Source organism: Pseudonocardia wallangbongensis, from assembly GCF_054486945.1.
On sequence record NZ_JBRERS010000001.1, the window covers coordinates 209,291 to 229,192 of the forward strand.

Genomic DNA, 19,902 nt, shown 5'->3' on the forward strand with positions numbered 1-19,902 from the left:
GGGTGCCCACGACCCTGCACCGGGTCGGGTTCCACCGCACGAACGGCACTCTCGTACGCCCTGTCGAACGACGGCGCATGCGACCTTGATCGCTGCGAGATCACACTGAACGCCCTGGTGAAGGCAGTTTCCAGCATCTCGGATCAATCACCAGGCGCCGACCGTCCGCGCCCCGGCCATCTGCACTCCAGGGAGTGCTCCAGTTGCGCCAAACGGCACTCGTCCGAACTCAGCCCTAGTACGGCAGCGGTAGATCGTGATCATGTTGCTGGTCGGCGGCGGTAGTGGCTGGTTCGGCCACTGTGTCGGTGTCGGGTCGCCGGCCCGGCTGCGCGGCAGCTCATCCGAGCGGACCTGATCGGCTGGACGGGGCCCGCACACACGGCCTTGGGGCCGATGCCCGTCGATCCGCGGGGCAAGATCCGAAGTATCGGTTGCCCATGGCTGTCCACACGACCATGAACGCCCGATACCTCGGATCTTGACGGGGAAGATCGCAGGTATCGGTTGTCCATGGCGGTGGCCGCAGCCATGAACAACCGATACCGCGGATCACGAACGTGACCGCGGCCGCGGGGTCGGGTCTGTCTCGTCGCGGGATCGGCTGCCGGTGGGCGCGCCGTACCCGGCTCGCAGCCCGACCGCCCCACCCCGTCGACCCGGCCCCGGGCGCGGCCACTCCCGTCCGGACCCGACCTCACCCCCGCCGGTGATCCGGTTGGCACCACCACCGTCCCCCCCGGGGTCACCGGGGCGGCCGTCCCCGACCTGCCGGCACGCCAGTCCCGACGAGACCGCCACTGCCGACAGCCACTCGACCTGCGGTGGTCCCGCCCGCCCCTTCTGCACTCCCCAGACACCCGGGCGACCCCACGAACAACCCCGACATCGACACCCAGCGGGCCGTGATCGGCGAGATCGGGACATCACACTCACCTATGCACGCCAGGTCCCGTATCCGCTGATCACACCCCATCCTCGGGTCACACCAGGCCGGCTGTCGGGCGGCAGCACACTCGGCGCCGACACCACAGCCTGAGCGGCCCGGGCAACGGCACCACCGCCGGTCGAGTCCCACCCATCCGCAGGATCCCATCGCGAACCGGCGTGCCAGCAGGCCGGGGACGGCCACCCGGATGACCCCCGGGGGGACGGCAATGACGCCAACCCGACCACCCCACAAAGATGGCGGGGACCAGGCAAACCGGAGGGAACGCACCCCGGACCAGATCGAGACGAGGGCCCCACACCACGAGCCGGGTACGGCGCGCCCACCGGCAGCAAACCCCCAGGCCAGCTCCACCCGACGACCGTCCCGCATTCCACACCCACCAACAGGACACGAAAGCAGTGGGTGTCCGGTGCCGGTTGCTGACGCAGCCACGGACCGCGCCCCACCAGCGACGCTGCGCCGGGCACCATCACGAACTCCGGCTGTAGTAGCTAGCCGACGAAGGTGCCGTTCGCTCGTCGGATCCGGCGGTCAGGGACGCAGCGCGTGCAGGATCTCCATGGCCCGCAAGACGCCCGCCGCGGGGTCGGTGCCCGGGCTTCCGATGGTGCGGTCGTAGTTCAGGTCGTAGAACAGCTCGGTGACGCCCTGCTCGGCCAGCCACGCGCCGTCCTCGCGGATCTTGTCGTAGGGGCCGGACAGGAGCCGGTCGCCCGGCCCGTCCACGCGCACGACGCCGCGGACGATCACGCGCACCGCGGAGGGATCCTTCCCGGCCGCCTCGGCGCCCTCGCGGACCAGCGCGACGTCGTCGGCGAGCCGGGTGAGGTCGGCGCCGCTGCTGCTGATCCAGCCGTCGGCGACCCGGCCGGCGCGTCGCAGCGCCGCGGGAACGCCACCGCCCAGCACGATCGGCGGGCCGGGCCGCTGTACCGGCTTGGGCAGCATCCGGCTGCGTGGCACGGTGTAGAACTCGCCGTCGAACTCGCTGACGTCGTCGCCCCAGAACGTGCGCAGGACGTCGACATACTCCACGGTCCGTGGTCCCCGGCGCGCCGTGGACGCGCCCGTCGCGGCGAACTCCGCCGGTGACCAGCCCACGCCGAGGCCGAGGTCGAGCCGCCCTCCCGACAGCACGTCGAGGCTCGCCGCCTGCTTGGCGAGGTAGGCGGGCGGGACGAACGGGAGGTTGATCACTCCGATGCCCAGGCGGATCCGCGAGGTCCGGGCCGCGGCGAACGAGAGGGCCGCGACCGGGTCCAGCACGCTGCTGTAGACGGGGTGCAGGTCCTGGTCGACGGCGACGAGGAGCCGTTGCAGCGTCCACAGGGACGCGTAGCCGAGCTCCTCCGCCTCCCCGGCGACGCGCACGAGGTTCTCCGGCGTGGCCCACCCACCGGAGATCGGGGCTCCCACACCGATCTGCATGTCGATCAGCATAGGAGCGTGCGGAGCAACCGCGGCGGCGCAGCGGCAGTGCTCGGGCGGCCGCTCTGTCCGCCGGGAGCCGGCGAGGCGAGCACCCCGGTGCCGCGGATAGCGCTTCCCGATGATCACATGCTTGCGACTGTCCTCGGGAGGGCGCCGAGCGGGATCTCGCAACGATCAACGCGTCATGATCGGTCCGAGATTCGCCGCAGCGCCCTCCCGAGGGCGCCCAGCCACATCTGATCATGGGAGCCGCCTCCGGCAAACCACTCCGGCGTCACCCGGACACGCACGTCCCTCGGAATGCACCCGACGACGCGAGGGCCGCCCGACCCCGATTCGGCAACACACTCCATGTGGCCGCCGCGGCACCGAAGCCGCGATCATGCCCGCGAAATCGGCCTCCGGTGGTCTCGCGCGGTAGGTCGCGGTAGGTCAGCGCGCTCCTCGGGCCGCTGGCAGCAGGTCGAGTGCGGCCGTGATCGCGGCCGGGGGCGGCGGGAGCAGGGGCAGCCGCACGGCCGGCGTGGCGATCCGGCCCTGCGCGTGCAGCACCGCCTTGATCACGCTCGGGTTGGGTTCGGCGAACAGGGCCGCCGCCAGCGGCGCGAGCGGGGCGCCCAGGTTCCGGGCGTGCGGCGCATCGCCCGCGCGCCACGCGTCGACCATCGCGGCCCAGCGCCCGGTGCACAGGTGCGCCGAGGCGAGGATCCCCCCGGCCGCGCCCAGCGCCAGGAGGGGCGCGGCCATGACGTCATCACCGGTGAGCACGGCGAACCCGGGCGGCGGATCGGCGAGCAGGGTGACGGCGTCGGCGTCCAGCGCCGCGACGGCATGCTTCACCCCGACGACGCCGGGCACGGCCGCGAGCGCGCGCAGCGTAGCGGCGCCGAGGGGGCGGGCGGTGCGGTGCGGGACGTGGTAGGCGAGCAGCGGGACCGGGCTCCGCCGCGCCAGCTCCTCGAAGTGGCGCACGACGCCCGCCTCCGTGGGACGCACGAACGCGGGCACGGGCACGAGCGCCGCGTCCACCTCGGGCCATGCCGCGAGCCCGGCGAGCGCCGCCGCGCTGCGCCGCGTGCCGCTCGCGCCGGCCCCCACGACCAGGGCGGCGCCGGTGTCGCGGCGCACCGCCGCGCAGACGTCCAGCACCGCGCGGCGCTCGGCGTCCTCCAGCGCGGCGGGCTCGCCGGTGGTGCCGAGCGCGACGATCCCGGCCGCGCCCGCCGCCAGCACCTCGCGCGCCAGCCGGTCCAGCGCGGCCACGTCGACCTCGCCGTCGGGCGTGAACGGTGTGACCAGCGGGACGTGCACACCCGAGAGCTGCATGCCGACAGCGTCCCGCCCGGCGAGCGTCAGATCCAGTTCACGTTCCTGCTGCTCGACGTAAGCTGAGCCGATGCTCGACGTGCGGCGCCTGCGGTTGCTCCGCGAGCTCGCCCACCGCGGCACGATCGCGGCCGTCGCCGAGGCGCTCTCCTACACGCCGTCGGCGGTGTCCCAGCAGCTCAGCGCGCTGGAACGGGAGGCCGGCACCCCCCTACTGGCCCGTACCGCGCGCCGGGTCGAGCTGACCCCCGCCGCGCACGCGCTCGTCGGGCACGCCGAGGCCGTGCTCGAACGCCTCGAACGGGCCGAGGCCGACCTGCTCGCCGGCCGCACGGGCCCGGCCGGCCCGTTGCGGATCGGCGCGTTCCCGTCGGCGGCGCGCGCTGTCGTGCCCGCGGCGCTCGCCCGCCTGGCCGCGGCGCACCCCGCGCTCGAGCCGCGGCTGCGCGAGCTCGACCCGGCCGCCGTCGCCGGGGCGCTGCGCGCGGGCGAGGTCGACGTCGCGCTCGTGCACGACTACGACTTCGTGCCGGTGCCCGCCGAGCCCGGCGTCCAGACGGTCGCGCTGTTCGAGGAGGCCATGTTCCTCGCGGCACCGCACTCGTTCACCCCGCTGGCCGGCGAACCGCACCCGCTGCGCCGCTGGCGGGACGTGCCGTGGATCGTCGCGCCCGCCGACACCCGGTGCGGCACCATGACGGTCCGGGCCTGCGAGGCGGCCGGCTTCACCCCGCGGGCGCGGCACGAGATCGACGACTTCCCGGCGGTGCTGGCACTGGTCGCGATCGGCGGCGGGGTCGCGCTCGTCCCGGAGCTGGGTGTCACCGCTCCGGACGCGGACGTCGTCCTCACCCCGCTGCCGATGCACCGGCGCACGATGGCCGCCCACCGGCGCGGCGCCGGCGGCAACCCGGCGATCGCGGCGTTCGTCGACGCGATGCGCACGGCCCGGTGATCACGAGCTGGCGATCACGGCCTGGGCACGTGGGCAGCCGGCATCGAGCGCCACACGTCGAGGACCTCGGGGTCCTGCAGGTCGATCCACGCGTTCACGTCGGAGTGGGTGGCACAGACGGTCTCGGGCCGCAGGCAGACCTCGGCCATGAACCGCTCCACGGCGTCGAAGAACCCGCCGCCCGACCACCGGTTGAAGTGGCTGCCGATCACGAGCGGTGCCCGGTTGCCGTCCGCGGCCGCGGTGTACGCGGCACGGTAGGCGCCCAGCGCCGTGTCGCTGAACTCGTCCGCCCGCTCCGGCTCGTCGCGCCCGCCGTTGACGGCGAGCCACAGGTTGTAGTCCATGAGCAGCACCTGCTTGCGCAACGCGGGCACCCGCACCGACGGCATCCAGTACTCGCGGATGCCGTTCTCGTCGGTGGGCCAGACGATCCCGTCGGTCGGGCGGCTGGCGTCGTAGGTGAACCCGTGCGCCCGCATCGCCGGGTAGGCCTGCGACCAGCGGCCCTCCAGGCACGGGGTGCGCCCGCCCCGCACGTCCCCGAGGTCGAGGCCCCGCTCGCGGGCGGACTCGACGAAGGAGAAGAACTGGTCGAGCTCGGTGTCCCACATCGCGGTGGACCACTTCCCGACCGCCGGCTCGTCACCGGCGCAGAAGTGGCCGTTGTAGTGGGTGCCGATCTCGTGGCCGCGCCTGCGGGCCTCCATGAGGTCGGCGATCAACGTGTCCACCTCGGCCCGCTTCCCACCGAACCCGACGGCGGAGGTCCCGGCCGACCGCCCAGGCGGGCGGTAGCGCCGCCGTTCCGCGTCCGGAACGAGGTAGACGCCGGACAGGAAGCCGGTGATCCGCGCCTCCGACGCCCCCGCGATCGCGAGAACGCGCTGCCAGTGCCGGTGCGACCCGGCCCCGTCGAAGGAGAAGAGCACGAACTGCGGCGGCCGCTCGCCCGGCGCGAGCGGCCGCATCCAGGCGGCCAGCCGCGCGCCCGCGCGGTCCACCTGCACGTCGACGGGGTCGGCCGGCACCGGGACCGGGACCGGGTCCGGCGCGGCGGCCGCAGCGGTTCGGTCCGGGAGCTCCTGGCCGGCCAGCAAGGCGACCACCAACCCGAGCGACGCGGCGAGGAGCAGCCACTCGCCCGCTCGTCTCCTGCCGCGCCGCACGTCCCCCACGGCCGCATCGTGACCACGGGGGAAGGCGGCACGCCGGGCGGGTCGCCCGTCCGGGCGCCCGGATGCACCCGGGTGGGTGGCTCGGGCTAGCGGCGCGGCACGGTGCCCAGCACGAGCGCGGCGGCGGCCGCTGCAACGCCCGCGAGCAGGACGAACACCGCGGGGTAGCCGCCGAGGACCTCGGACAGCGCCGCGCCCGCCCACGGCCCGAGCGCGGTGGCGACCATCGCGGGGGCGAGGAGCAGCCCGTTCAGGCGCCCGTAGTGGGACGCACCCCAGCGGTCGCTGACGGCGGTGGCCTGCAGCAGGGTGAACACGCCGCGGGCCGCGCCCGCGAGCATCGCGGCGGCGACCAGCGCACCGGCGGGGCCGGGGAGCAGCGCGAGCAACGACGTGGCGGCGGCGAGCGCGCCGAGGACGAGGACCGAACGCACCCGCACCCCGGTGCGCGCGGTCAGCGTGGTGTAGCCGAGCCGGCCCAGCACCTGCCCGAGCCCGCCGAGTCCCAGCGCCCACGCCGCCGCCGTCGTGGACAGGCCACGCTCGATGAGCAGCGGCACCTGGTTCACCACCACGGCGAACGCGGCGAACGTGCCGAGGGCGATCGCCGCGACGAGCATCAGGAACGGCCGGCTGCGCGCGATCGCGCTCGGGGCGTGACCGGCCCCGCCCGGCCGCTCGGCCGGATCGGCCGCCGGCCACGGCCCGCGGAGGCCGAACAGGTGCGCGGGCACCGTCACCACCGCGAGTACGGCGGCGAGGACCAGGTAGGACTCCCGCCAGCTCAGGTGCGCCACGAGCGCGGCGGTGACCGGCGCGAAGATCGTGCTCGCCAGGCCCGCCAGCAGGGTGAGCGCGGTCAGCGCGGCGACCCGGCGCGGCCCCCACCAGCGCGTCAACGCGGCGAACGCCGGCGGGTACAGCACGCCCGCCATCGCGAGCCCGGCGAGCGCCCACGCCGCGAAGAACCACGCCACCGTGGGCGCGGTGGCGATCCCGACCACGGCCGGCACCGCGATCACCGATCCGGCCGTCATCACCCGCCGCGGGCCGAACCGGTCCAGCCAGCGCCCGGCCGGGATCCCGGCCAGCGCCGCGACGATCAGCCCCAGGGAGAACGCGGCGGTGACGGTGCCGATCGACCAGCCCGTGTCGGCCACCATCGCCGGGGCGAGCACCGGGAACGCGTAGTAGAGCACGCCCCAGCTGACGATCTCGGTGACGCACAGGACCGCCAGCACCCGGCGCAGCGCGCTCCGGCGCAGCGTGCCGACCGCACCGCGGACCGGTCCATCGCTCACCGGTCCAGGCTGCACCCGCCGTCACCGGCGCGCAGCGCGGACGTCGAGCGGGCCGGAAGGAGGCCCAAATCCTGATGCCCGCATTCATCGCCTTCCGTGGCGGCCGCACCGTGGAACGGTGATTCCACAAATGGCCACGAGGGCGGGCGCATTCCGTCTCGGACCGGCCGGCGACACGCCTGTAACGACTCCCCGGCGGCACGCGAAGAAGCAGTCGACTGCCATGTGAGGCACCTGCACCGAGGCCGGTTCACCGCATCCTCGGCCGCCCCCGCACCGCCCGTTCCGGGCGGAATTCACCCCACTCACGAGAGTCGATGCGTCGTGCCCAAGCCTGCCAGAATCGCGCTCGGAATCTTCGGAACAATCGTCGCGATCATCGTCATCGCCGGGATCGCCAGTCCGCGGGCCAGCACGACGACCTCGGCTGCAGCCACGACCACCACGACCCGTGCGACCAGCACTCCGAGCGCCACGCCTGCACCCACGACGTCGGCGGCGCCTGCTGCGCTCACACCGGACGACCGGTTCGTGGCCGCCGTGCTCGACACGGACGATCTCGTCGGCGTCGGCCGCTCGGTGTGCGAGTCGATCGGTGCGCCGGGCGTGACGCACGCAAGCCTCGTGACGGATCTCGGCACGTCGAAGTGGGGTACGGCGGCCGCCGAGGTCGTGGTGGCCGCGGCGGAGGCGAACCTGTGCCCGGAGCGGCACTACGCCGTGCCCGCGGCCGCGCGGCCCACCGTGGCGCCGCCCCCCGCGCCGGCCGCGGAGCCGGCGCCGAGGCCCCAGCCGGCCGCCGCGCAGCCGGCACCGAGGCGCGAACCGGCCCCGGAACCTCGACCCGCACGGGAGGAGTCCTCCTCGGGCGCGAGCTACAAGAACTGTGCCGCCGCCCGGGCCGCCGGCGCCGCGCCGCTGCACCGGGGCGACGCCGGGTACCGGGCCGGGCTCGACCGCGACGACGACGGCGTCGCCTGCGAGTGACGGTTGCGGCGCGGTGGCCCAAGTGGCCGAACGCCGGTCAGGCGAACGGGTCGTCGAGCAGGCCTCCGGCCGGTCCCTCGACGAGCCGGGGGTCGAACCGGGGGAACTCGGTTCTCAGCCCGTCCGCGCCCTCCGGCTCCGGCCCGTCGACGGCGTCGAGGAACGAAGCCTGGGCGTCTGCGGCGGTCGCCGCGCCCGCGCTCACCGCCTGCCCGAGGTCGCTCGCCGCGGCGGTGCCCGTCGCGAGGGGAAGGGCCGCGCCGGAGAGCAGCAGGCCGGCGATCACACGACTCGTCATCGGGTCGCTCCTCACATCTCCTCCGCTCCGGCCTTGATGGCCTCGCGGATCCGGTTGTAGGTGCCGCAACGGCAGATGTTGCGGATCTCCTCGATCGCCTCGTCGTCGACGTCGCGGCCCTCGGCCGCGCACTGCCGGACCTTCGCCACCGCGGCCATGATCTGGCCCGGCTGGCAGAACCCGCACTGCGGGACGTCGTGCTCGAGCCACGCCTGCTGCATCGGGTGCAGGTCGTCCCCGTCGGCGAGCCAAGCGATGGTCGTGATCTCGTCGTCGCCCGAGATGTCACCGACCGGCACGGAGCACGGGTTGAAGGCCTTGCCGTTGATGTGGGACGTGCACGCCTTGCAGACGTTGATCCCGCAGCCGTACTTCGGGCCGGTGACGCCGAGCAGGTCGCGGATCACCCAGAGCAGGCGCACGTCGTCCTCGGTGTCCACCGAGACGCGCTCGCCGTTGAGCGTGAAGGTGTGGGTGGGCATGCGTGCGCTCCTCAGAAGGTGTGCTTCAGGCCGTTGGTCGGGGACTCCGGCACCGGTGGCGCGGTCGGCCACGGCTCGAACGGCAGCGGGTCCCGGTGGTTGACCGGGAAGTACTCCGGGACGGTGCCGGTGGCCCGCGCGTAGGCGCAGGCGATCGCTCGCCACCGACCAGGTGATCGTCGATCAGCTTCCGGGCAATCGTCCGCGCCACCATGCCGCTCGCGTACCCGCGGCGGGTGCCCCGCATGCCGGTACCGTCCGGCCTCGTGGAAGGCCCGCTGTCGACGATCGCCACCGCATGGCTGCCCGACGTCGACGTGCTGACCGACCGCCTCGTCACCGCGGTCTTCACCGACCACCCGGCGTGGACCGACTACCGCAGCGTGCCGCCCGAGGACCTGCGCGACGGCTGCCGCCGGTACCTGACGCGGGTCCTGCGCCTGCTCGCCGCCGGCCGGCCCGGCGGCGCCGGCGACGCCATGGGGGACGACCCGGTCGCCGGGGCGATCGGCAGGCAGCGGGCCGAACAGGGCGTGCCGCTGGAGGTGATGCTGCGGACGTTCCGGCTCGGCGGACGGGTGGTCTGGGAGGCGCTCCTCGAGCGCACCGACGGCGTGCCACCCGCGGATCTCGGCGCCGCCGCCACCGCGATGTGGACGGTGGTGGACGGCCTCTCGTCGGCCCTGTCCACCTCCTACCGGCGCACGGAGGCCGAGCAGCTGCGTCGCGACGACCAGCGCCGGCACGCGCTCCTCGAGGAGGTCGTCGCCGGTGGCACCACCGGGCAGCGGGTCACCGACCACCTCGACCTGCCGCTCGCGGGCGACTACCTCGTGGTGGTCACCGACCTCGAGCCGGACGGCGTCGCCGCGCTGCCCAGCCCCCAGACGGCCCTGTCCGCCCTCGGGGTCCGATCGGTCTGGCACGTGCGCACCGACACCCTCGTCGGGCTCCTGCCCCTGGAGGGCCACGACCCGCAGTTCGTGCTGGGCAGGCTGGGCTCCCTGGCCCGGGGCCGGGCTGCGGCCGCCGCCACCGCCGACGGCCTCGCCGGCGTGGCCACCGCCCACCGGCTCGCCGTCCTCGCCTTGGGCACCTTGCCCAGGGGCACTGCCGCCGTCGTACGGATCGAGGACCGCTACCCGGAGGCGATGCTGCTGCGCTCCCCCGAGCTGCGCCGCCGCCTCGTGGAGGGCTGGCTCGGACCGGTGCTGCGCCTGCCGCCACGCGAGCGCGACGTCCTGCTCGAGACGCTGACCGCCTGGTTGGAGGCCGACCGGTCGGCCGGCGTCGCCGCGGAGCGGCTCTACTGCCACCGCAACACCGTGCTCAACCGGCTGCAGCGCGCCTCCGCCCTCGTCGGGCACCCGCTCACCGGGCGGCAGGCCTTCGTCGAGCTCTCGCTCGCGCTCTCCGCGTTGGAGCTCCCGGACTGATTGGGCAAACTGCCCAATCCGCGAGGCGTGGTGCTGGGCGTCCGATCATGGCGGCGACCCGGATCCTCGGCGAAGCTGGCGCTCGTGGCAGCAACGACGCCCAGGAGGACCAGGAAGCAGCCGGACCCGCTCGCCGCGGAGGACCCCGAGGTGATGCAGGGCTGGTTCCGCCAGATGGTCCTCGTCCGCCGGTTCGAGGAACGCGCCTCCCAGGGCTACACGCGCGCCGAGATCGGCGGCTACTGCCACCTGAACCTGGGCGAGGAGGCCACCGTCGTCGGCCTGCTCGCCGGGATGCGGCCCGACGACTACCTGTTCACGAACTACCGCGAGCACGGCTACGCGATCGCGAAGGGCATCGAGCCCGGCCGCGTGATGGCCGAGCTGTACGGGCGCACCACCGGCACCTCCAAGGGCTGGGGCGGCTCGATGCACCTGTTCGACGCCGACGCCCGGATGCTCGGCGGGTACGGCATCGTCGGCGGCCAGGTCCCGCTCGCCACGGGCGCCGCGCTCGCGATCGACCACCGCGGCGGCCACGAGGTGGTGGTCTGCCAGATGGGCGACGGCACCACCAACATCGGCGCGTTCCACGAGTCGCTCAACATCGCCGCCCTGTGGAACCTGCCCATCGTCTACGTCGTGGTCAACAACGGACTCGGCATGGGCACGACCGTCGAGAGGTCCTCCGCCGAGCCGGAGCTGCACAGGCGCGCGGCCGCCTACCGCATGCACGGCGAGCGCGTGGACGGCAACGACGTGCTCGCCGTCCGGGACGCCGCGCGCCGGCTCGTCGAGCGGGCGCGGACCGAGGGGAAGCCGGCCCTGCTGGAGTCGGTGAGCTCGCGGCTCAAGGGCCACTCGGTCGTCGACCCGGCGCGCTACCGCACGTCCTCCGACGTCGAGGCCGCCCGGGCGGCCGACCCGATCGCCCGGTTCCGCGCCGCGCTGCTCGCGGCGGGGATCGCCGACGAGGAGCGCCTCACGGCCCTCGAGGCGCAGGCGCGGGCCGGGGCCGACGAGGCCGTGGCCTTCGCCGCCGCGAGCCCGCACCCGGACGTCTCGACGCTGTTCGACCACACCTACGCCACCCCGGTGGCCAACGAGTCGCGCCGGCTGCCGGCCGACGCCCTCTACCGCTGAGGAACCGCCCGTGCCCGTCATGACCTACCGCGAGGCCCTGCGCAGCACCCTGCGCGAGGAGCTGCTGCGCGACGACGACGTCCTGCTGATCGGCGAGGAGATCGGCGTCTTCGAGGGCTCGTACAAGATCACCGCCGGCTTGCTCACCGAGTTCGGGGAGAAGCGCGTGCGCGACACCCCGATCGCCGAGGAGGGGTTCGTCGGCGCCGCGATCGGCGCGGCCATGCTGGGCCTGCGCCCGGTCGTCGAGATCATGACGATCAACTTCTCGCTGATCGCGCTGGACCAGATCGTCAACCACGCGGCCAAGATCTACGGGATGTTCGGCGGCCAGACCTCGGTGCCCATGGTCATCCGCACCCCCGGCGGGGGCGGCCAGCAGCTCGGGGCGACCCACTCGCAGAACATCGAGCTGTACTACGCGTTCGTACCCGGGCTCAAGGTGGTGGCGCCGAGCACGCCCGCCGACGCGAAGGCGCTGCTCTCCGCCGCGATCCGCGACGACGACCCGGTGCTCTTCCTGGAGAACCTGGCGCTCTACAACGTCAAGGGCGAGGTGCCCGACGACCTGCCGCCCGCCGAGATCGGCCGGGCCGCCGTGACGCGCGAGGGCACCGACGTCACGATCGTCGGCTACTCGCGCATGGCCGCGGTGGCCGCGGAGGTCGCCGACCGGCTCGCGGAGGAGGGGATCTCCGCGGAGGTGGTCGACCTGCGCAGCCTGCGACCGCTCGACCGGGACACGATCGTGGCGTCGGTGCGCCGGACCGGCTGCGCCGTGGTGGCCGAGGACGACTGGCTCACCTACGGCATCGGCGCCGAGATCGCCGCGACGATCTCCGAGGGCGCCTTCGACCACCTCGACGCGCCCGTCCGCCGGGTGGCCGCCGCCGAGGTGCCGCTGCCGTACGCCAAGCCGCTCGAACAGGCCGCGCTGCCCTCGGCCGACTCGCTGCTGACCGCCGTGCGGGAGACCCTCGCGGCCGTCGGCCGGCTGCCCGGGAGGACGACCGATGCCTGAGATCACCATGCCCCGCCTCTCCGACACGATGGAGTCGGGCATCGTCGCGGCCTGGCACAAGCACGCCGGGGACCAGGTCAGCGCGGGCGACGTCATCGCCGACATCGAGACCGACAAGGCGATCATGGAGCTGGAGGCGTACGACGACGGCGTGCTCGAGCGCATCCTCGTGCCCGAGGGTGGGAGCGCCCCGATCGGCGCACCCATCGGGCTGCTGGGGGACGGCACCGGCTCCGCGGCACCCGTGGCCGAGGAACCCCCCGCTCCCGCCCCCGCGCCGGAGCCGGCCCGCGCCCCCGTCGCGCCGGCCGCCCCGGCCCGCGACGGGCGCCCCGCGGCCTCCCCGCTGGCCCGCAGGCTCGCCCGCGACCTCGGCGTCGACCTGGGCACCGTGCAGGGCAGCGGACCGCACGGCCGGATCATCCGCGCGGACATCGAGGAAGCCGCCACCCCGGCGGCGCCGCAACCGGCACCGCAACCGGCACCCGCCGCCGAGCCCGAGGACGTCGAGGTGCTCCCGCTGCCGCAGATGCAGCGGGTCGCCGCCGAGCGCCTCACGCGGAGCAAGCAGGAGGCGCCGCACATCTACCTGACGCGCGCCGTCGACGTCACCGACCTGCTCGCGCTGCGCGCCACCCTGAACGAGACCCTGGTGGGGGCCGGCGGGCCCAAGGTCAGCGTGAACGACCTCGTCGTCAAGGCGGTCGCCGGCGCGCTCCGGGCCCACCCCGAGATCAACGTCTCGTTCGCGGGCGACTCGGTGCGCCGGCACCGCCGGGTGCACGTCGGGGTGGCCGTGGCCGTCGAGTCGGGCCTGCTCGTGCCGGTCGTGCACGACGCCGACCGCATGAGCGTGTCCGAGATCGCGGCGCGCACCCGCGACCTGTCGGCGAAGGCCCGCGAGCGCAAGCTGCGGCCGGAGGAGATGAGCGGCGGCACGTTCACCGTCTCGAACCTGGGCATGTACGGCATCGAGCAGTTCACGGCCGTGATCAACCCGCCCGAGGCGGCGATCCTCGCCGTCGGCGCCGCCGCCGACGAGCTCCGCCCGCGCGACGGGGTCCCGGTCGTGCGGTCGGTCATGCGGGTGACGATGTCGTGCGACCACCGCGTCGTCGACGGCGCCACCGGCGCGCGATTCCTGCAGACCCTGACGGCGCTGCTGGAGGCCCCGCTGCGGATCCTGGCCTGACGGGCTGCCGAACCCCGCCCACCGCCGTACCCTGGACGAACCGATCCGGCGACGCGACGGAGTGCCCGGTGGCGACCCAGACGCGATGGCTGCTCGTCGACGACCTCGACGGGACCGGCCCGGCCACCACGATCGAGTTCGGTCTCGACGGGCAGTCCTACGCCATCGACCTGTCGCCGGAGCACGCCGACGGGCTCCGGTCGGTGCTGGGTGAGTTCATCGCGGCGGCCCGGGCCCGGCACGCCGCGCCGGCGGCCGCGCTGCGGCACGCACCGGACCCGCGGACCACGGTGACGGCCCCCGTGGCCGCGAGCGCACCCTCCGCACCGCCGTCACCACCGCCGTCGCTGCGCGCGGAGCTCGCGGGGGTCGGCCGCGACCTGAGGGCCGAGGTCCGGCAGGTGCTGTTCGAGATCCTCACGGCGCTGCTCGACCTGATGCGAGCCCGCCTCGACTCCCGCCTCGACTCCCGCAGCGCCACCAGCGCAGGCGCCGACGGGGCGTGAGGGCCCGCACCACCCGCATCGGTGACACCGCCCCTCCGATGAGACGTCGCTCAGGCTGTCCGGGCATCATCGTTGCGGAGCGCGTGCGTTCGAGCACGCCCGATCGATCGGGGAATCAGTGGTCCAGGTCCGCAACTCGCCGCCCGCGGCGCCCGCCCGGCAGTCCCGTTTGTGGCGCAACCTGGCGTTGGGTGCCGCGCTGGCCGCCGCGGTGCTCGTCGTCGCGCTCCTGGTGTTCGCGCCCGGGTCCACGCCACCCCCGCCGGGCCCCACGCCCCCTCCTCCGGTCACCGCCGGACCGCAGGTCTACGTCGACCCCGCCGGGAGCGACTCGAACGACGGCTCCGCGGGCGCGCCCTTCCAGACGATCCAGGCCGCCCTGGACGAGGCACAGCCCGGCACGACGATCAACCTGGCGCCGGGCGAGTACCGCGAGCAGCTCGCCACGCAGCGCGACGGCGCCCCCGGGGCGCCGATCACGATCAAGGGTCCGGAGACGGGCCAGGACCGGTCCGGCCGCTACCAGGCCACCCTGTACGGCACCGACCGCGTCGTCAGCGTCGACCACAGCTACTACGTCTTCGAGGGCTTCACGATCGACGGCCAGGAGAAGCTGAAGGGCAAGCAGCTCCCGGAGAACCTGTCGGCGATCACCGCGTTCAAGCAGAGCGTGGCCAAGGACGTCGAGGACGGCCGGCTGATCTACATCGGCGCGTCCGACGAGTCCCGCGACATCACCGGCATCGAGATCCGCAACATGTTCCTCAACGGTGCGGGCGGTGAGTGCGTCCGCCTGCGCAACAACGCCCACGACAACGTCATCGCGGACTCGGTGATCCAGTACTGCGGCCTGTTCGGCAAGAAGAGCGACGACGGCGGCCGGTTCGAGTTCCACAACGGGGAGGGCGTGTACATCGGCACCAGCCCGAAGTCCGACGGGCAGCCGATGGCCGAGAACGACACGAGCTCGGGCAACCAGATCACCGGCAACGTCATCCACACGTTCGGCTCGGAGTGCTTCAACGTCAAGGAGAACGCGCACGACAACGTGTTCGAGAACAACCAGTGCGGGGGCAACGTCGAGTCGGTCGAGTTCGACGGCAGCAACATCGAGTTGCGCGGTCACGACAACATCGTGCGCAACAACACGATCAGCGGTTCGGAAGGCGTCGCCGTCAAGATCAAGAGTGACAGCGAGGAGTACGACAAGGGCGGCAACGTCGTCGAGGGCAACCAGATCTCCGACGTCACCGGCGAGGCGTTCCAGATCGAGTCGGACGCCCAGCAGGGGCAGATGTGCGGCAACGACGTGCAGGCCGCGTCCCTCGGCGAGGACACGCCCACCGGGGTCGACCAGCCCTGCTGAGCCGGCTCAGCCGCCGAGCCGGGCGAGCGCCTCGAGCACCCGCGCGGCGCCGTCCTCGGCCCGCACCCGCCGGCCCAGCTCGGCGGCCGCGTCCCGGTACCGGCCGCTCCGCAGGTCCCGGATGCGCCCGGCGAGCGTCTCCGCGGTCAACGCGCGGAACGGAAGCGGGGAAGGCCCCGCGCCGAGCGCGCGGATCCGCTCGCCCCACAGCGGCTGGTCGGCGTAGACGGGAACGGCCACGGCCGGCGTACCCGCGATGAAGGCGGCGCCGGCCGTCCCGGCCCCGCCGTGGTGCACCACGGCCGCCACCCGGGGGAAGAGCCACGAGTGCGGGACGTCGCCGATGGTCAGGACATCGGGGTCGTCCGGGCCGGCACCCGCCAGCCCGGCCCACCCGGCCTGCACCACGGCGCGCCCGCCACTGCGCCGCAGCGCCGCCGCTACGGTCTCGGACAGCCAGCCGTCCTGACCGGATGCCATGCTGCCGAAGCCGATGAACACGGGTGCCGGCCCGGCGGCGAGGAAGTCGACGAGCTCCGGCGGCGGCGTCCAACCGGCCGGCTCGGGCGAGGGCCAGTACCCGACGACCTCCAGCCCGGGTCGCCAGTCGGCGGGACGCGGCAGCACGTGGGCGCTGAAACCGTGCAGCACCGGCCGGTGTCGCGGCCGGTCCCGGCGCGACCGCGGTGGCAGCCCGAGCTCCGCGCGCACCCGCGCCGCGGCCCGGTGGTACGGCGTGATCGACGCCAGTGCGAGCCGCCCCGCGAGCCGGTTGCCGGGGCGGCCCAGCGAGCGCGCGGAGTGGAACAGCACGGGCGGGAAGTCCCCCGTCGGCTCCACCGGCTGCGAGTACAGGCCCATGCCGGGGATGCCGAGCCCGTCGGCGATCTCGTAGCCGAACATCGCAGTCAGGTTCACGAGCAGGACGTCCGCGTGCCGCGCCGCGGCGAGCAGGTCCACGGCGGCGTCCTCGAGATACCGCGTCAGGCGCCGCGCCTGCCCGGCGAGGAACCGGGGCGAGGTGCGCCAGCCACGCGGGAAGTCCGCGATCGAGCGGGCGTCGCCGGCGAGGCACGCGAACCCGAGACCGCCCGCGCGGACGGCGCGTTCGAACTCGGCGTGGGCGGCCACCGTCACCTCGTGCCCCGCGCCCGCGATCCGTTCCCCGAGCCCGACGAACGGGGCGACGTCACCCCGGGAACCCAGCGCAGCGATCAGGATCCGCATCGCCCCATCCTCTCCCCGGGCCGGCGGAGGTAGATCGACACCCTGGGTAACCGAATGTGATATCGGCCGTATCCCGTTCGCCCGTTCGGGTGTTGTACGGGCGTGAGAGAACGTACCGGCGGGGCCGCCCGCCTACCGATCGTCGCCGCACTGGTGGCCGTGGCGTGCGCGGTGCCCGCCACCGCGGCTCACGCCGCGACATCCGCCGAGGACACCGACACCGTGGTCGCACTGGTCAACCAGGAGCGCGAGGAGGCGGGCTGCGACCCCGTCTCCGTCGAGTCCCACCTCACCGAGGCCGCGCAGGACCACTCGCAGGACCAGGCCGACATGGGGAAGATGACCCACACCGGCTCCGACGGCTCCAGGGTGGGCGAGCGCGCCACGCGGGCCGGCTACGAGTGGAGCAAGGTCGGCGAGAACGTCGCCTCGGGCACGACCTCGCCCGAGCGGGTCATGTCGCTCTGGATGAACAGCGAGGCACACCGGGAGAACATCCTGAACTGCGCCTACGAGGACATCGGCGTCGCCCGCGTCGACGGTTACTGGACGCAGGACTTCGGCACACCCCGGTAGACCGCGTCGGGGCGTTCTAGACTGTCGAGTCGTGAGCGCCCCGACCCGCCGGGCCCCGAGCGACCTGCTGGTGCACCTGCGCCGGGCGCACGACCACGTCGACCGGCACTACACGGAGCCCCTCGACCTCGAGGCGATCGCGGCGGTCGCCGGGATCAGCAAGTACCACTTCCAGCGGCTGTTCACCGCCACCTACGGGGTCTCCCCCGCGGCTCACCTGTCCCGCCGGCGCGTGGAGCGCGCCCAGGACCTCCTGCGCGGCACCAACCTCACCGTCACCGAGGTCTGCCACGCCGTCGGCTTCTCCAGCCTCGGCTCGTTCAGCAGCCGGTTCCGGGAGCTGGTCGGCGAGTCGCCCAGCGAGTTCCAGCGCCGGTGGGCCACCACCGGCGCCCCGCACATCCCGGGGTGCTTCGTGTTCATGTGGGGGCTGGCCGAACGACGCTGAGCGGCCACCGCTCCGCAAGCGAGGAGAAGCCGCCGGAGGCGGCGGGCTCGTAGCCTTCCCGCATGATCACAGCCGTCTCGATCGCCAGCGTGTTCGTGAAGGACGTCGACGCCGCCAAGGCCTTCTACGTCGATGTCCTCGGCTTCCAGGAGCACACCGACATCACCCTCGGCGAGGGCTACCGGTGGTGCACCGTGAAGACCCCGACCCAGCCCGACCTGCAGATCCACCTCACCGTGCCCGGTCCGCCGATCCCGGACGACATGGTGGCCTCGATCAACCGCGCCCTCGACGCGGGCAACATGTTCGGCATCGGCGTGAACGTGGACGACTGCCGCAAGACCTACGACGACCTGCAGGCCAAGGGCGTGGAGTTCGTCCAGCCGCCGGAGGAGCGCCCCTACGGGGTGGAGGCCGTCGCCCGCGACAACTCCGGCAACTGGATGGTGCTGGTGGAACCGAAGGCCTACAGCTAGATCGCACTATGGACCCCTAACGCTGTTCTGGGGCGGCTCGAAACAGCAGTGTGGCTCCATAGTGCTCAGCAGAACTCGGCGGCCGCGCGACTGCGCAGCTCGACCCGCCGGACCTTCCCGGTGGCGTTGCGGGGCAGCGCGTCGGTGCGCGCGAAGTACTTCGGGATCTTGTAGCGGGCGAGGTGGGCCCCCAGGTGGCCGCGCAGGTCCTCGTCGGTGACGTCGGCGCCCTCCCGCAGCTGGACGTACGCCGCGCCGACCTCTCCCCACCGCGCGTCGGGGACGGCGACGACCGCGGCGTCGGCCACCGCGTCCAGCCGCACCAGCACGGCCTCGACCTCGGCCGGGTACACGTTCTCCGCGCCCGAGATGATCACGTCCTTCACCCGGTCGACGACGTCGGCCCAGCCGTCGGGGGCCACCCGCAGCACGTCGCCGGTGCGGAACCACTCGCCGTCGACGAAGGAGGCGGCCGACTCCTGCGGGCGGTTCCAGTACCCGGCGAACACGTGCGGCCCCCGCACGAGCAGCTCGGCGGGCTCGGGCCCGACCGGCACGCGCTCCCCGTCGCGGAGCATGGCGACCTCGGTGGCGAAGTGCGGGACCCCGACGGAGACCGGACGGTCCAGGTCGCCCCCGCGCGGCACCATGTACACCCCGGGGGCCGCCTCCGTCATGCCGTAGCCCTGCTGGACCGCCACGCCGCGCTCGAGCCACGCCCGCGCGACGCGCTCCTGCACGGGCGAGCCCCCGTAGAGGACGGTGTGCAGCGTGTCGAGCTCGGCGGCGTCCCAGCCGGGGTGCTCCACCATCATCTGCAGCATCGTGGGCACCGCGGAGAAGCTGGTGACCCCGGCCTCGCCGATCCGGGCGAGCACCGCGCCCGCGTCGAAACCGGCGAGCGGCTCGACACAGCCCCCCTTGAACAGGGTCGGCAGCGTGACCTGGCCGAGCCCGACGCAGTGGAAGAGCGGGGAGATGCACAGTGCGTGGTCGGTGCTGAGCACGTCGACGTGGGCGAGCTGGTTGACGGTGTTCCAGGTGAGGTTGCCGTGCGTGAGGACGGCGGCCTTGGGGCGACCGGTGGTGCCGGAGGTGTAGAGCAGGATCGCCGGGTCGTCGAGCGTGACCGGCGGTGGCTCGGCGATCGGGGCCGCGACGGCCGGGTCGTGGCCGGGGCCCACCTTCAGAACGGGCACGCCGGGACCGGCCGCGCTCACCAGGGCGTCCGTGTCGGCGCTGTGGACGAGGAGCGCGGCACCGGAGTCCTCGAGCATGTACCGGATCTCGTCGGGGGCGAGCCGGTAGTTCAGCGGCGCCACGATCGCGCCCAGCAACCAGGTGGCGAAATACGTCTCGAACACGCTGATCGCGTTGACGCCGAGGTAGGCGACGCGGTCGCCGGGCCGGACCCCGCGCTCGGCCAGCACGCCCGCGAGCCGGGCGGTGCGGTCGGCCAGCTCGGCGTAGGTGACGGTCCGCTCCCCTTCGACCAGCGCGGGGCGCCGGGGCGCGATCCGGGCGCGCCGGGACGGCCAGCTGCCCAGGGCCGGGGCGGCCGCGTGGCGCATCGCCGCGGTGTCCATGAGCCCTCCGACGAA

20 protein-coding genes are annotated in these 19,902 nt (G+C 73.9%); 11 read left to right on the plus strand and 9 right to left on the minus strand.

Translation table 11 applies throughout. The features are described 5' to 3' along the window. Positions 1–1,483 precede the first annotated feature (1,483 nt). Positions 1,484–2,380 carry a TIGR03619 family F420-dependent LLM class oxidoreductase gene (locus ACU436_RS01030; protein ID WP_459020703.1) on the minus strand — a complete coding sequence of 299 codons (897 nt, stop codon included), beginning with the start codon at positions 2,378–2,380 and terminating at the stop codon, positions 1,484–1,486. 435 nt (positions 2,381–2,815) lie between these two features. After that, complete coding sequence (locus ACU436_RS01035; protein ID WP_459020704.1) at positions 2,816–3,709, minus strand: dihydrodipicolinate synthase family protein; 894 nt, start codon at positions 3,707–3,709, stop codon at positions 2,816–2,818. 70 nt (positions 3,710–3,779) lie between these two features. On the opposite strand from ACU436_RS01035, the gene ACU436_RS01040 reads away from it, so the two are divergent. Beyond that, positions 3,780–4,664 carry a LysR family transcriptional regulator gene (locus ACU436_RS01040; protein ID WP_459020705.1) on the plus strand — a complete coding sequence of 295 codons (885 nt, stop codon included), beginning with the start codon at positions 3,780–3,782 and terminating at the stop codon, positions 4,662–4,664. Positions 4,665–4,678: 14 nt separating this feature from the next. Here ACU436_RS01040 and ACU436_RS01045 read toward each other — a convergent pair whose 3' ends face one another. From ACU436_RS01045 to ACU436_RS01055, 3 genes are all read right to left on the minus strand, one after another. Continuing rightward, positions 4,679–5,842, minus strand: a complete 1,164-nt coding sequence (locus tag ACU436_RS01045; RefSeq protein ID WP_459020706.1) for a polysaccharide deacetylase family protein — start codon at positions 5,840–5,842, stop codon at positions 4,679–4,681. An 86-nt stretch (positions 5,843–5,928) separates the two neighbouring features. Next, entirely contained in the window at positions 5,929–7,143 is a 1,215-nt protein-coding gene (locus ACU436_RS01050; RefSeq protein ID WP_459020707.1) for an MFS transporter, read from the minus strand. Positions 7,144–7,448: 305 nt separating this feature from the next. After that, the gene (locus ACU436_RS01055) at positions 7,449–7,694 is read right to left on the minus strand and encodes a hypothetical protein (protein WP_459020708.1); all 246 of its coding nucleotides are present in this window, start codon (positions 7,692–7,694) and stop codon (positions 7,449–7,451) included. On the opposite strand from ACU436_RS01055, the gene ACU436_RS01060 reads away from it, so the two are divergent. Next, positions 7,675–8,130 (plus strand): excalibur calcium-binding domain-containing protein, encoded by a 456-nt coding sequence (locus tag ACU436_RS01060; protein ID WP_459020709.1) that lies wholly within the window; start codon positions 7,675–7,677, stop codon positions 8,128–8,130. The two genes, ACU436_RS01055 and ACU436_RS01060, sit on opposite strands and share 20 nt — an antisense overlap. Before the next feature lie 37 nt (positions 8,131–8,167). On the opposite strand, the gene ACU436_RS01065 is transcribed toward ACU436_RS01060, so the two are convergent. Both ACU436_RS01065 and ACU436_RS01070 read right to left on the minus strand, forming a co-directional pair. After that, on the minus strand, positions 8,168–8,428 hold the full coding sequence (locus ACU436_RS01065; RefSeq protein WP_459020710.1) for a hypothetical protein: 261 nt from the start codon (positions 8,426–8,428) through the stop codon (positions 8,168–8,170). An 11-nt stretch (positions 8,429–8,439) separates the two neighbouring features. Next, positions 8,440–8,910 carry a (2Fe-2S)-binding protein gene (locus ACU436_RS01070; protein ID WP_459020711.1) on the minus strand — a complete coding sequence of 157 codons (471 nt, stop codon included), beginning with the start codon at positions 8,908–8,910 and terminating at the stop codon, positions 8,440–8,442. Positions 8,911–9,155: 245 nt separating this feature from the next. Here ACU436_RS01070 and ACU436_RS01075 point away from each other — a divergent pair, with 245 nt between their 5' ends. The 6 genes from ACU436_RS01075 (at position 9,156) to ACU436_RS01100 (ending at position 15,574) form a co-directional block, all read left to right on the plus strand. After that, positions 9,156–10,346 (plus strand): PucR family transcriptional regulator, encoded by a 1,191-nt coding sequence (locus ACU436_RS01075; RefSeq protein ID WP_459020712.1) that lies wholly within the window; start codon positions 9,156–9,158, stop codon positions 10,344–10,346. A 153-nt stretch (positions 10,347–10,499) separates the two neighbouring features. Continuing rightward, positions 10,500–11,489, plus strand: a complete 990-nt coding sequence (gene pdhA, locus ACU436_RS01080; RefSeq protein ID WP_459022578.1) for a pyruvate dehydrogenase (acetyl-transferring) E1 component subunit alpha — start codon at positions 10,500–10,502, stop codon at positions 11,487–11,489. Between the two features lie 19 nt (positions 11,490–11,508). Then, entirely contained in the window at positions 11,509–12,510 is a 1,002-nt protein-coding gene (locus ACU436_RS01085) for an alpha-ketoacid dehydrogenase subunit beta (protein ID WP_459022580.1), read from the plus strand. Next, complete coding sequence (locus tag ACU436_RS01090; protein ID WP_459020713.1) at positions 12,503–13,702, plus strand: dihydrolipoamide acetyltransferase family protein; 1,200 nt, start codon at positions 12,503–12,505, stop codon at positions 13,700–13,702. Before ACU436_RS01085 ends, ACU436_RS01090 begins: the two co-directional genes overlap by 8 nt. Positions 13,703–13,770: 68 nt before the next feature. Then, positions 13,771–14,208, plus strand: a complete 438-nt coding sequence (locus ACU436_RS01095) for an Lsr2 dimerization domain-containing protein (protein WP_459020714.1) — start codon at positions 13,771–13,773, stop codon at positions 14,206–14,208. 118 nt (positions 14,209–14,326) lie between these two features. Further along, positions 14,327–15,574, plus strand: coding sequence for a DUF1565 domain-containing protein (locus ACU436_RS01100; protein ID WP_459020715.1), 1,248 nt, complete (start codon positions 14,327–14,329; stop codon positions 15,572–15,574). 6 nt (positions 15,575–15,580) lie between these two features. Here the strand turns inward: ACU436_RS01100 and ACU436_RS01105 are convergent, their stop codons facing one another. Next, positions 15,581–16,801 carry a glycosyltransferase gene (locus ACU436_RS01105; protein ID WP_459020716.1) on the minus strand — a complete coding sequence of 407 codons (1,221 nt, stop codon included), beginning with the start codon at positions 16,799–16,801 and terminating at the stop codon, positions 15,581–15,583. 102 nt (positions 16,802–16,903) lie between these two features. Between ACU436_RS01105 and ACU436_RS01110 the strand changes: the two genes are divergently transcribed. The 3 genes from ACU436_RS01110 (at position 16,904) to ACU436_RS01120 (ending at position 18,301) form a co-directional block, all read left to right on the plus strand. After that, positions 16,904–17,377, plus strand: coding sequence for a CAP domain-containing protein (locus ACU436_RS01110; RefSeq protein WP_459020717.1), 474 nt, complete (start codon positions 16,904–16,906; stop codon positions 17,375–17,377). A gap of 31 nt (positions 17,378–17,408) precedes the next feature. Next, positions 17,409–17,825, plus strand: a complete 417-nt coding sequence (locus ACU436_RS01115; protein ID WP_459020718.1) for a helix-turn-helix domain-containing protein — start codon at positions 17,409–17,411, stop codon at positions 17,823–17,825. A gap of 62 nt (positions 17,826–17,887) precedes the next feature. Beyond that, positions 17,888–18,301: a VOC family protein gene (locus tag ACU436_RS01120; RefSeq protein ID WP_459020719.1), complete on the plus strand. Its 414-nt coding sequence runs from the start codon at positions 17,888–17,890 to the stop codon at positions 18,299–18,301. A 65-nt stretch (positions 18,302–18,366) separates the two neighbouring features. Here the strand turns inward: ACU436_RS01120 and ACU436_RS01125 are convergent, their stop codons facing one another. Continuing rightward, positions 18,367–19,887, minus strand: a complete 1,521-nt coding sequence (locus ACU436_RS01125; protein WP_459020720.1) for an AMP-binding protein — start codon at positions 19,885–19,887, stop codon at positions 18,367–18,369. Positions 19,888–19,902: the final 15 nt, after the last annotated feature.

Coding starts and splice junctions, on each gene's coding strand:
- ACU436_RS01030 (WP_459020703.1), bottom strand. CDS start 2,380: ATGCAGATCGGTGTGGGAGCCCCGATCTCCGGTGGGTGGGCCACGCCG.
- ACU436_RS01035 (WP_459020704.1), bottom strand. CDS start 3,709: ATGCAGCTCTCGGGTGTGCACGTCCCGCTGGTCACACCGTTCACGCCC.
- ACU436_RS01040 (WP_459020705.1), top strand. CDS start 3,780: ATGCTCGACGTGCGGCGCCTGCGGTTGCTCCGCGAGCTCGCCCACCGC.
- ACU436_RS01065 (WP_459020710.1), bottom strand. CDS start 8,428: ATGACGAGTCGTGTGATCGCCGGCCTGCTGCTCTCCGGCGCGGCCCTT.
- ACU436_RS01070 (WP_459020711.1), bottom strand. CDS start 8,910: ATGCCCACCCACACCTTCACGCTCAACGGCGAGCGCGTCTCGGTGGAC.
- ACU436_RS01075 (WP_459020712.1), top strand. CDS start 9,156: ATGCCGGTACCGTCCGGCCTCGTGGAAGGCCCGCTGTCGACGATCGCC.
- pdhA (WP_459022578.1), top strand. CDS start 10,500: ATGCAGGGCTGGTTCCGCCAGATGGTCCTCGTCCGCCGGTTCGAGGAA.
- ACU436_RS01085 (WP_459022580.1), top strand. CDS start 11,509: ATGACCTACCGCGAGGCCCTGCGCAGCACCCTGCGCGAGGAGCTGCTG.
- ACU436_RS01090 (WP_459020713.1), top strand. CDS start 12,503: ATGCCTGAGATCACCATGCCCCGCCTCTCCGACACGATGGAGTCGGGC.
- ACU436_RS01105 (WP_459020716.1), bottom strand. CDS start 16,801: ATGCGGATCCTGATCGCTGCGCTGGGTTCCCGGGGTGACGTCGCCCCG.
- ACU436_RS01120 (WP_459020719.1), top strand. CDS start 17,888: ATGATCACAGCCGTCTCGATCGCCAGCGTGTTCGTGAAGGACGTCGAC.
- ACU436_RS01125 (WP_459020720.1), bottom strand. CDS start 19,887: ATGGACACCGCGGCGATGCGCCACGCGGCCGCCCCGGCCCTGGGCAGC.